Origin of the sequence: Bacillus sp. B1-b2 (assembly GCF_009183415.1) — a bacterium.
Classification (GTDB): Bacteria; Bacillota; Bacilli; order Bacillales; family Cytobacillaceae; genus Niallia.
The window spans coordinates 155,091-167,070 of the sequence record NZ_WEHU01000002.1; the positions used below are offsets into that span (position 1 = coordinate 155,091).

The 11,980-nt window shown below is 31.1% G+C and carries 10 protein-coding genes; 5 read left to right on the forward strand and 5 right to left on the reverse strand.

Going from position 1 to position 11,980, the window contains the following annotated elements:
• From F9279_RS02730 to F9279_RS02740, 3 genes are all read left to right on the forward strand, one after another.
• Nucleotides 1-2,070: a hypothetical protein gene (locus F9279_RS02730; protein ID WP_152111160.1), complete on the forward strand. Its 2,070-nt coding sequence runs from the start codon at nucleotides 1-3 to the stop codon at nucleotides 2,068-2,070.
• A gap of 342 nt (nucleotides 2,071-2,412) precedes the next feature.
• Nucleotides 2,413-4,437 (forward strand): AIPR family protein, encoded by a 2,025-nt coding sequence (locus F9279_RS02735; RefSeq protein WP_152111162.1) that lies wholly within the window; start codon nucleotides 2,413-2,415, stop codon nucleotides 4,435-4,437.
• A gap of 866 nt (nucleotides 4,438-5,303) precedes the next feature.
• Nucleotides 5,304-5,828, forward strand: coding sequence for an SMI1/KNR4 family protein (locus F9279_RS02740; protein ID WP_152111164.1), 525 nt, complete (start codon nucleotides 5,304-5,306; stop codon nucleotides 5,826-5,828).
• A 734-nt stretch (nucleotides 5,829-6,562) separates the two neighbouring features.
• Here the strand turns inward: F9279_RS02740 and F9279_RS02745 are convergent.
• The 5 genes from F9279_RS02745 to F9279_RS02760 form a co-directional block, all read right to left on the reverse strand.
• Nucleotides 6,563-7,594: a hypothetical protein gene (locus tag F9279_RS02745; RefSeq protein ID WP_152111166.1), complete on the reverse strand. Its 1,032-nt coding sequence runs from the start codon at nucleotides 7,592-7,594 to the stop codon at nucleotides 6,563-6,565.
• 65 nt (nucleotides 7,595-7,659) lie between these two features.
• Nucleotides 7,660-8,031 (reverse strand): hypothetical protein, encoded by a 372-nt coding sequence (locus F9279_RS02750; RefSeq protein ID WP_152111168.1) that lies wholly within the window; start codon nucleotides 8,029-8,031, stop codon nucleotides 7,660-7,662.
• A gap of 319 nt (nucleotides 8,032-8,350) precedes the next feature.
• The gene (locus tag F9279_RS25525; RefSeq protein ID WP_226793140.1) at nucleotides 8,351-8,488 is read right to left on the reverse strand and encodes a hypothetical protein; all 138 of its coding nucleotides are present in this window, start codon (nucleotides 8,486-8,488) and stop codon (nucleotides 8,351-8,353) included.
• Nucleotides 8,485-8,649, reverse strand: a complete 165-nt coding sequence (locus F9279_RS25530) for a retropepsin-like aspartic protease (RefSeq protein ID WP_264298217.1) — start codon at nucleotides 8,647-8,649, stop codon at nucleotides 8,485-8,487. The genes F9279_RS25525 and F9279_RS25530 overlap by 4 nt, the downstream gene beginning before the upstream one ends.
• A gap of 84 nt (nucleotides 8,650-8,733) precedes the next feature.
• Complete coding sequence (locus F9279_RS02760; protein ID WP_152111169.1) at nucleotides 8,734-8,973, reverse strand: hypothetical protein; 240 nt, start codon at nucleotides 8,971-8,973, stop codon at nucleotides 8,734-8,736.
• A gap of 260 nt (nucleotides 8,974-9,233) precedes the next feature.
• Here F9279_RS02760 and F9279_RS02765 point away from each other — a divergent pair, with 260 nt between their 5' ends.
• Nucleotides 9,234-10,553 carry a DUF2399 domain-containing protein gene (locus F9279_RS02765; RefSeq protein WP_152111172.1) on the forward strand — a complete coding sequence of 440 codons (1,320 nt, stop codon included), beginning with the start codon at nucleotides 9,234-9,236 and terminating at the stop codon, nucleotides 10,551-10,553.
• On the forward strand, nucleotides 10,529-11,953 hold the full coding sequence (locus F9279_RS02770; RefSeq protein WP_152111174.1) for a hypothetical protein: 1,425 nt from the start codon (nucleotides 10,529-10,531) through the stop codon (nucleotides 11,951-11,953). Before F9279_RS02765 ends, F9279_RS02770 begins: the two co-directional genes overlap by 25 nt.
• Nucleotides 11,954-11,980 lie beyond the last annotated feature (27 nt).

Below are 11,980 nucleotides of genomic sequence, written 5' to 3' on the forward strand. Positions count from 1 at the left end.
TTGGAGTTATGGATAGCAAAAATAAATACTAATAAAAAACATCCAATTCAAGAACTAATATCTCAACTTATAATCAATGAGGATAATAATTCCTATAATTCGTATGAATATAATGGAACTATAGTTGTGAAAACATGTAATAAAAATACAAAAAGCGTTTTCTTATCACACTATAATATAAAATCAAAGTCAGAAAGAATTCCTATGTTTTACGATGAGAATTACGATGCATGGTTTGATAAGGGGGATGAGGAACGCGCCCCTGTTGGAATAAATCAATGTGGGACATTTTTTTTTGAAGCTGAAAATAATGAAGGTTATGTTGTCAATAGAACAAGAGATGTTTTTGTAACGAGTAAACTCTTATCGGAAGAAGAGTTTGAACAAATGAAAGATGAAATTGCAAATATCCTTGAGGATTTAGCAGTCTCTACTAGTGGTCCTGTAAACTTATTGAGTCAGAAGCAAGAACAGATTAACAGAATGATAGAGACACATAAAAAGATAGAAGAACTAAAGGAATTACTATTAGATATTGATAGAAATCCTCATTTTGAATTAACCCAACAAAATAAATTACAGAATTATTCAAAAGTCAAACGGATTAACATCAAAACATTAATGGAAAAGAAATTATATCCTTTTAAGGATAAATTTATGGTTGTGGAAAACGTACCTTCAACAGAAATAATTGAACATGGAATGATACGTTGGAGTTTAGAGGTATTACGACAAAATTTTAATAGATATCTTCTTAAAGAGCAATTAAAAATATCGGAAATTAACAATAGAATCCAAGACTTAATCAATTCCCAAAGTCTGTTAGGTAATCAACGTGATTTTTCATTTGAAGGCAAGAGAATAAGTAATTCAATTGAAAAAGATCTGAACTTTTTAAGAAAGTTATTATTACAAGCAGAGGAAATGGAGTCTAGTGTCGAAAATATATTAAGTTCAGTTGATGACTGTTTACAATTTTCTATTCTTTCTGTTAAGGCTGAAGAATTAGATATTACTCAACTATTTACATTTTCGCCATTATATTCTCAAGTGTTTCAATGTATAAATGATTTATTAGATGAAAACAACAAAAAAAGTATTGCATTTACGTATCAAAGTCTTCAAAAGACTCCATTTTTGTATGAAATATGGGGCCTACTTTCGATTATCCACTCACTAATTTATAATTGTGGCTTTATCTCGACAATGAATCCATTTTCAAAAATTAAGTTTTATGTTGAAAATGGCATGGATTTAGAGGGCATTAAATTCTCTTTTGAAAGACCTGTATATCGCTCCCCCATAAATGTAAATCAAGGGAATTATATAGATGGAAAATATATATATAAACAGCAGAAGAGTATCTTAAAATTGGAGTTGTGTTATGAGAAAGTTATAAAGGGAGCTGAAAAGCCATATAAACCAGATTACACATTTATTTTTAATGATGGACAATCCGAAAAAACTGCATTTTTAGATGCAAAATATAAGCCTATAGAAGATGAAAGAATTTGGAATGGAATTATTAAAGATGTATCCTTTAATAAATATTATAAGACACTGGATTCAAAACCTATTGCTTCATTCTTGATGCATCCTAACCCACTAAAAGATTCAGGGGTAAATAATTGGAATATGATAACTAAACAAAGGGAAGCATCAAGGCATTTATTTGGTAGTTTTCACTTCCGTCCTAATGAAAGAAGTAGTTTTATCGAGTGGATAAATATGCTAGTACATTATCACTTAATGTATGATGGGGTATGTTTTCATTGTGGAACTCATCAAAGTACAGTTTGCGAATCAACTGATGGGAAAAGGTGGAGGAAGTACCATACGTGCCAGAATAATGATTGTGAAGCTTTTTGGGTAAAATCAAGCTGTTTCAATCGTATAGATGGTCCAAACAAATTAAACGATGCACATAGTAAAATTTCTGCTACTCTTTACAAATATACAAAACACTCAAATATGAATTACCACTTGGAAACAGATGTTGATTGGGATGTACTTTGTCCAGTTTGTGATAAGTCAGCCAAAGACTTGCCAAGAAGATATAATTATTATTGAACAAGCAAATTTCCATATACAAACAAATCAAAATAACCACTTTCAATCCATTAGAATTGAAAGTGGTTATTTTGATTTTATTTAAAGTTGGAAATCATTTCTGTAAAAAATAATTGTTACTACACACTAGGTGGATTAAATTTGGAGTGGGTAACTTTATCTATATGGTTTGTCAAAAATCAACCGTTTTAAACAAATTTAGACTTTTTTTCCTTTTTAGTCTGATATAATTAGTAATATATAAAATTAATATGCCTGTTAAGAAGTATGGACATAAATACACAGTGTTTTTTCTGAAATATTGTTTTGGTTTGAAAAATCTGTACAGAAGGGTAGTCTAAAATGGATGCAATTGTACAACGTTATTTTAATAAGTTTTGCACAGAAAACAACCTAGCCAATAAAAATAAGGAATCTGTTTTATTTGAGAAATTTGCAAATTATTGTGTCTTAGTAAATCAGAATATACATAATTTAGTTCTCTCCGCGGTTGAAACTGGAGAAGGTGATGATTGCTCGACAGATGGACTAGCAATAGTAATTAATAATAGGTTAGTTACTAATTTAACTGAACTTACTGATATCATCAATTTTAGAATGGATATCAAAGTGCATTTTATATTTATTCAAACAAAGATGTCAGATAAGTTTGAGGGTACAGAATTTCTTAATTTCGGTAGTGGAGTAATTGATATTTTTAAGCCTAAAGAACAACATGAACTACGACGAAATGATTCCATTCAAGAAAAGTGTGAAATGGTTGAATATATTATAGATAATTACGAGATTTTAGAAGAACCACCTAAATGTTCATTATTTTATGTATGTAATGGTAAGTGGGTAGAGGATCAAAATTTAGTGGCGCGTATATCGAAAGTCAAAGCTGACTTTAAAATATTAGATATATTAGGCGAAGTAAATTTCTATCCAGTGGGGAATGCAGAACTTAGAAGATTATATGAGGATTCTAAAAATCAAAATGTTGCAGAATTAGAAATGTATAAGCGAATTGAATTACCTTATACAGAAGGTATTGAAGAGGCATACTTAGTTATAATGCCCGCTAAAGAATTAGTTAGTATTATCTCAGATGGAGATGAATTGAAAAAAGGGATATTTGATTCAAATATTCGTGATTTTCAAGGATATGAAGATAATAGGGTGAATAGTGATATAAATTCTACAATAAATTCTTCATCAAAAGATAAGTTTGGATTCCTTAATAATGGTATTACAATAGTTGGGAAATCACTAACTAAAAAGAGAGATAAATATTTACTGAAGAATTTCCAAATTGTAAATGGCTGTCAAACTAGTAATCTACTATTTGAGAATAGGGAAATGCTAAACGATAAAATGTGGGTCAATGTAAAAGTAATTATTACTGAAAGTGAAGATTTAATTAACAAAGTAGTTAAGGCTACCAATAGCCAAACAGTAGTTGAAGAAATTCATTTACAGGCTATGTCTGATTATCAATTACATTTAGAAAGTTTTTATAAAACCTATAAATTCAAAGGTGAAGAATTATTTTATGAGCGTCGTTTAGGACAATTTAATTTAGAAAGTGGAATAGAAAAAAATAAGGTAGTTTCAATTGAAGAACAAATTAAATCTTTTTCAGCAGTTTTTTTAGATGCACCTCATAAATCTAGTAGATATTATGGAAGTTTATTAGAGGATATTGAGAAAAAAATATTTTTAGGGGATCATGAACCTATTATATATTTCACTTCGTCATATATGAGTCAATTAATTGAAATTGAATTTCTAAATAATAATATTGCTCAGAAATACAGGAAATATAAATATCATATTTTAATGTTAATAAAATTAATAATAACAAAAAACCAAAAAATACCACCGTTTAATTCTAAAAAGATAATTATTTTTTGTGAAGAGTTGTTAAATGTAGTGAAAAGTAATTTTTTAGAATTAGTAAATGAATCTATTGAAATATTAAATAATGTTATTGATGATATTAATAATGTTGAGAATAACAAATTCCAAAGTGTAGTAAATCAGATAATAATGTACTGTTATTTAAATATTACTACCAAGGATATTATAAGTTTTGAGAATTTTTTAGATGAAATGGAGACTTATCTAGTGCCATTCCATAATCTAAGCATAGATGGTGATATGCGTTACAATATTGGTCAATGGATAGACTCGCTCTTGCTTATGTTAAATACATTTGGTAAACACGATATGGTAGTTAATATTCAAATGTATGCTAATATTTTAGATGAAAGCGATAGAAATAGTAGAAAGAACGTCTCTACCAACATTTTCAGATATCTTAATGAAGAAAAAGCAGAAATTGAAAATAAAATTAATAAGTCACAACGATATCTTGAAGTATAAAATCTACATTTAAGATGTAAATTAACTCGAAGTTGAGCGCTCAGTAATTTCAAATATAAGTTTCTTTGTAATTTTTTAGTCGCTTATATTGGAAGCATTGTTAAATGCCTCTGCATTATTTTATTATCCACAAACAGCCAATCTATGGTAAGGTATGAACAATGTTAGTTAATTACTACTTAAATATTGCTAACGTTTTGCTAACGTAATTCCATAAAAAACGGTATATCGACGTTAAAGATGTTACAACCATTAATATCCGAAACGTGGATTTACCACATTTTTTGTACCTCTCGTTAACTATATTACACATTCAAAGCTTACGGGCTGCATGATGTAATATTGCCTTAGTAAATTAGTTAATAAGGTTAATTCTTAAACAGAATAAGGTAAACACTACTACATCTATAACTATCTGCCATCACCACCCCAGCCATGTGGAGTGTGTAGTTCAATTAAAATTGAAGTTGTAATTAACTAATAGAAATTTTCCAGATAAAATAGACTTTTTCCACAATTCATCCACAGTTGGAATAAAGTTTTTCCAAAATAGGTGAGAAAAAAGCCTGTTATCCAGGACATATCAACAATGGTGAAAAAGCGTGAGTGAAAAACTTTATTCTAACTCGATAAAACACGTGAAAAAAAGCATGAAAAAAGCCCGATAAAACGGGTTTTTTTCTTTCAAAAATGAGGGGAAGAGTATTTATTAACTGCATAAAAAAAGAATATATAAAAAAGATCTGAAAATTGGTAAATGGATTCTCAGACTCCTTTTGTGTATTATTTCCATTCCTTATGTAAGACAGTGATGGTGATTAATGGTAAAATTTATGTAGAAGTAATATGCGAAAGGAGTTATCTAGATGCCATTCGAGGGCTTTGATTTTTCTAATTTCTGGGAAGATGACGATTATGCGAGGAAATCTTATATAGAAGAACCTCCAACAACGGAATTGATTGCAAAAGTCGAGGGAGAATTGGGGTATGAGCTTCCAGAATCGTACATTTGGTTAATGAAGCAGCATAATGGAGGCGTTCCTGTTAATACTTGTTATCCTACTAATATGGCTACAAGTTGGGCAGAAGATCATATTGCTATAACAGGCATAATGGGGATTGGATATAATAAATCTTATAGTCTCTGTGGTGATTTGGGGAGCCAATTCATGATTGATGAATGGGGATATCCTAATATTGGAGTAGCAATATGTGATTGCCCATCTGCTGGACATGACATGATTTTTCTAGATTATAGAGAATGTGGTCCGCAGGGAGAACCGAAAGTTGTGCATATTGACCAAGAAGGTGACTATGAGATTACGATTCTAGCAGATAATTTTGAGGACTTTATTCGTGGTCTCGTGCATGACGATGTGTTTGAATATTGATTAACCTCGTTTATTCGATTTAAGATGTTGAGAAATATCTTTATTAAAGTATTCTGTTTTAGAAAAGAACTTAGATAATATCTTTTTTAGAAATCTTGGGTCTTAGTTTGCTCAAGATTTCTTACGCCACTGAATTCCTGCCTTTTAACCACTCCATAAATGATTGATAGAATGTAAAATTATTTTTAAAATTTATTTATATACCAAATTTATTCAACATGTATAGTATAAATATTCAACGTAGGATAATTTTTTGAGGAGATCCCCAATGAAAATAAATTGTGATCACATAGCTGATACTCATTGTCTCTATGCTTGTTTCATGGAGAATTAACAAGATCTCTGCATATAGTTTGATTGCAGAGTGAGGAAAAACTTGCTAATTATGAGTGATATATTTGAGATAAGATTATGTTAAATATATTTTATAATGAGAGAGTTTATATCCGTTCGATTGTGCTATAAACAATGTAAATCTGCGGAGAGGAAAATTCTTATCATGGCTAGTTTTGAAATATTAACCAAAAACATCCCCTTTTCATTAAAATACAATTTCCAATTTAGAAAGGAATTCAGTTAAAAGAAACTTTTTTTAGGTTTTGATTCAACATTATAACGAGATAAATGAAAAAGACTTTAGATCAAATCTTTATAACAAAGACACCAAGTTGACCAAACTTTTCTAGGTTCAACTTGGTGTCTTGCGTTTTCCTGATAATTGGATACCTGTTCTCCTAGTAGTTTTCCTTAGCACGTAAGCAAGCCAAAACAGAAAGGACAAGCAGGAATAATTCAAATAATATCCAGTAAGTCATAACAGATTTAGATCCATCATATGACCATTGATTTATATTAATAAAGAAAATGAGGATCATTAATCCTAATACTAAATGGCTTTTTAGAAAAAAAGCAAACCCTCTTTTAATAGAGAATGGCTTTTGATCTTCTTTCTTTGGAACTGTATCCACTTGTTCTTTAGAAACAGATAGAGTAGATGGTGGAAAGAAAAGTTCTTGTAAAGTGTCTTCTATTTTTGAAAAGTAATCAGTGAATGTAACAGGGACAAGATATATTCTATTGAGTTTCACTTGTTCATAGTCTACATGCCAAATAAAGTCATCATTAGGAATGAAGTAGGCAAGTTGATCAGTTTTTGGTTTAGCTGAATTTGTGTTTTCTATAAAAGAAGTTGAATGAAATGCTTGAATATTCTTTTTGAAATCCTTAAGAAAATCAGCGAGTTGATTATGTATCTCAGGATTTTTTATCATTTTATCAAGGTCTGCTGTCTTTAAATTATGTATTGAGTTAAACTCTTTATCGGTTATTTCGATTGTTTGAATTGTATCAATATTTTTTCGAGTGGAAGCTTGAATTCCATAAAAATGACATAACAAATCAACAAACCCAGATTGTATGTTGTGATAGCTAAAAGTATGCTTTCCATCTGAAATCAATTGAACAAGTGATTGATCACAATTATTTTGATGGATGACTAACTTTTGCAGCTTATTTTTACAAATGAGCATTTTGGAGGAATGAACAAGTGTTTCTAGAATCTCTTGTAGCTCAATGGAGAGTTTTGTTTTTCTTCGTGCATTCCAACATCCTTTTGTTTTGAGATTTTCTATTGCTTCATCTGAAAGGCTTGTATTCTTAAAACGATACTCTTTTCTAAGTTTTTTTGTGAAATGGACAAATCCGCATAATTCAAGGGTACCGATAAGTTCTGCTGTTGTTAAAGTAAGTTCATTATCTCTTGTCATCACTGTTCCTCCGGGAATCGTTTTTTCAAGGAGTAAATTGTTTCAACCATTGACTATATACAGCATTAATACACATCTGCAATCATAAACAATTGGAAAAAGAGAATCAGAAAAAAGAAGATTGCAAGTAATTTGTTTAGTACAAATGGGAGTCGGTTTAACACTGTTTGTACATAATAATTGATTCCAGAAAAACCAATTGCAATGTAGCTGAAAACATAGTCAAAAATACTGGTTTTTTCTTTGCGTACATGACCTTCGTATATTACTATGGTTGCTTTTTGTAGAATAATAGCTATAAATGCAGCAATTGCATTCGATGTCATAATCAAGGCTAGATATGTACTTGGGAATGGGATATCTAAGCCGGTAAACACCAAAGAAATTAATGTTATGATGACTATAGCAATCATTAAGCCAATCGTTTTCTCTTTCATTAATAAGGCTCCTAACGTAATAGATTAGAAGTATACTATCAAGTTTCAAAGAAATCTTTAATAGTACTATTAACATGTAAGTACACAAAATAGCTAAAGTAACAATTCAAGAACTATGGTTTTCCGGATTTCTGTTTTTGAATAGATATAATATACAAAACTAATAGTTTTTCCTTACCTTTCTCTATATCTTTTCTTACCAAACTTGGAGTTTTTTATTTTGATGAATCATTTTGCGGGAATGCTTAGCGGAAATATATTGTGGATTTGACTGGCTAAATTATTTGTGGGATTTCTATTTTAAATGTTGTTCCTCAACCTATTGTTTTGCTGGATATAATTCTAATTTACTCATATCTACAATAAAATGATAATTCATTAAAATATCCAAGCCTAGGAGCCTATTATGATTTTTTGGTAGGAATCCAACATCAATTTCAATATTCTTTATACTCATTTATCAATTTGAATTTTATCCATTATCTTTGTATAGAAGGGTACTGAACCACCAATTCCATACGCTTCATAAATATCATCCCCATTTTCATACGTTACTCCTAGTTCTTCTAATACATCGGGACTAATTACAGTGTGCGAGGAACCTCTGTCAATAATCATATCATTGACTTGTAGCATTTCCTCGAAAAGTAACTATAAGTGATGTAGTTATTAACTGTCCATCAAATGATATTTTCACTATATTCATCTCACCCTCATCAATGGGTTTTTACGAATATGAACGATACATTCCTTGTTCGATGTATGGTAAACAATATTCCCAGAATCTACATTAAAAAATTCTTTATTTACATTTTCTGCTGGAATGGTTCGAATGGGCGCAACTTCATCAATAATTTTTTTATCATCTTCTTCAAGAAAATTAAGAACAGATACTAATACAAATTGATTTGGAAATAATTCTCTAACTTCTTGCCACTTCATATACCATCTCTCCTTTTCAACTATTATAAGCTATAGAACAGTTAATCTCACTTTTTATGAACAGTATTTTCCAAATATTTCATATAAACCTAAAATATAACAGAATGAAATATCCTTCCGTCTTTAGAAAAAATGATCTTGTTTTTTTATTGTTTATTAAGGTGATAGATATGGTAAACAAAGTTTGCTATTTATTACCGAACTCATAAACCCAATCATTTGGTAAAATAAGAGTATCTAATAATAATAGAGGTATCAATATGATAGAGCAATCAGTCTTGATGTATTTAAAAGAATTCATTCTAAAAAGTGGGGAAGAACTAGATTGGAACTCTTACAGTGATGAAAATGTATTATCGGAAGTGAAAATTATAAAGCAATCGGTTAGGACTTTTCGAGTATTGGGAGTTCTAACATTATCATTGCAAACACATCATTCAGAACTAACAAAAACGGATTCCAAACTAGATTCTTTAGCAATTACTGCTAGAAAAAAGGTCTACCTTGATGATCAGGATCGTCAAACATTTAAATGGCTAGAGGACGGATGGATTATTAAGGAAGTACGATTTGAAAAGGATGAGAAAACAGTTCACTCTTCACATTATCGGATGGGGTTCCGATTATACAAACACGAGCAGATAAAAATCCAACATAAAATGGATCGAATTCATAATGAATTTCATGACATTAAGGACCAAATTTTATCAATGTTATTAACTCAAATTAAGGACCAACAAAGCTTTTCCCAACAAAAAGAACAAGGAATACAAAACATTATTAAAAGAATGGATCAATTTCATGTGAGTGATTTAATGTCACCCATTTATTTTCCGGAAAAATGGTTAAACGGAAAGAGATTAAAGTTCTTGCACTTTGTTCATGCATTTAGCAAAATATGTGTTCAAAAGAACGAATTTGATTGGAAAGAGATTGGTGCAAATTATTATCAAAAAATTGGTGGTTCAAAGGAATTTGATGCCTATAAGCAAGAGTTTATTGAGCTACTAGAAGAGTGGGTTAACTATCCAGCTATGGAGTTAGGCTTAACTAGCCTTGGTCAAATTACACCGATTTATTTTGCGGGTCAACTGAGAGGTAATTATGCAAGCTATAATTGGGGACCAGTACATGCCTTAACAAATATATCTATATCAAATGAAGTGTATCGAACAAAAGCGACTACTTTATGGCTTGTGGAAAACAGGGCAATCTTGACGCGAATGGCATCAGCCGAACAATTTCTAGAAGATTCGAATTCTCTCATCATATGCGTTGATGGGCATTTACGTTCTGCACACAGAAAGACTATTTCACAAATTCTGGACAATAGCTATATAGAACAAGTAATGATTTGGTGTGACTATGATTCTAGTGGTTTACAAATCTCAAAAGAAATTAGTATTGCAGTAAATCAACATAATGAACTTAGGGTGAAATGGATATTGCCAGATCAGCAAGTTGTTAACGACTGGATCCAATATGAAAAATATGTATTGAGCTTTTTAGAAAATAGTAAGATGGAGCAAGAACAAATGATTGGAGGGATTGAACTATGGAAAAAATGGATTCTGGATTGATTTCAGTCTTTCATTCAACTGAATCTGCGCCTGAAATCATGCAGTCAATGAAAGATATTTCATCGCTAGCGGGTGTACTTAGTGATTTAGGGGCACATAATTTTTTCCAAACTCCAAGTGAGATTCTAAGATTTTTAAGACTCATTCAATTGTTAAATGAAGAAGCTCTGGGCCTAGATGAACCAATAGAAAATGAAGAGATGATCTATTATCGGTATCGAAATCGTTATGATGATTTAGAGCCTCCATCGAAAAAGAGAGTAGTACAAATCATAAATGTATTAGTAAAATATAACTGGATTTCCAAACAAACTCGAAAAATTAAAATGAGAGATGTTGGCAAACGAATGATGGATGCACTTATTCGTCTTGCTAATGATTCCCTTGCTTATTATATGAATGATGATATTGGAAAATCTTTATTTCAGGCCCGTCGTGATGCGGAAATAAGTGAAGCTTATGATGATAATGGTATTTCAGGTGGAAATAAAATAACAAGTATGATTCGAAATGTAGAAGATGCGATTTCTCTTTTAAAAGAGCGTGAGTTAGAGATGCTTGCAGACCGTAATGCACTTCCCCAGCTTGAAATCATTCACCAACTAATGAAAGATTTAGAAATAAAATTGGAGGATAGATTTAGGCAATTTCAAACAGTAGAAGATAGTTTAGTGTTGACGGACTTAATGCAAAAGGGAACATCGGTACTTGCAGAAGGAACCAATCTAAGCATAGGGATGATCAACAAGTATGTAAAATTCTCTAATATGCAAAAAACGCCACTGACATCGACAATTCAGCCTGAAAAGGTACGATCCTTCATATCGAAAATGTTTGATCCTCCACTTGATTCCGATATTCCCAATGCTCATCAACTATTAAGCTTTTTAGAACAGAATCAATATGAAGAGGAAGCACTTGATGGATTATGGATACCAATTAAGTTCGCTGCGCCTTTATCTTCAGTTGCTATCGATGAAGCAATCGGATTTTTAGAGACATATGAACCTGTGGCGGATCCTCTTGTAGAAGAAGAGGAAGAGACCGTGTACTTGTCAGAAGAAGTATCAGAGGATGAACTCGAGGAATTGATGGGAGAATCGAATTGGCTTCTAACGAAAAATATGATAGATACAAGTTCCATCGAAGCATTTTTTGAGAAACAAGAACAAGCACCAGTCGAGCAGGTGATTGTTGAAGCGACAACCGATCAGTGGAGTGATGCGATTAATGCTCTAACAGCTATTTCTGCATTGATAAGTAATAAAAAGGTTTCAGTCTTTCCGGAAGATGAAAAGAAAGTACGTAAGGTTTACGAAAAAGAATGGGAGTGGATGAAGGATGGAGATGGATCAGACATTATTAAACGAAGACAACGTTTCCAAAGTGACGAAAAATGATCATGAATTTGTAGGGGATTTAAATGT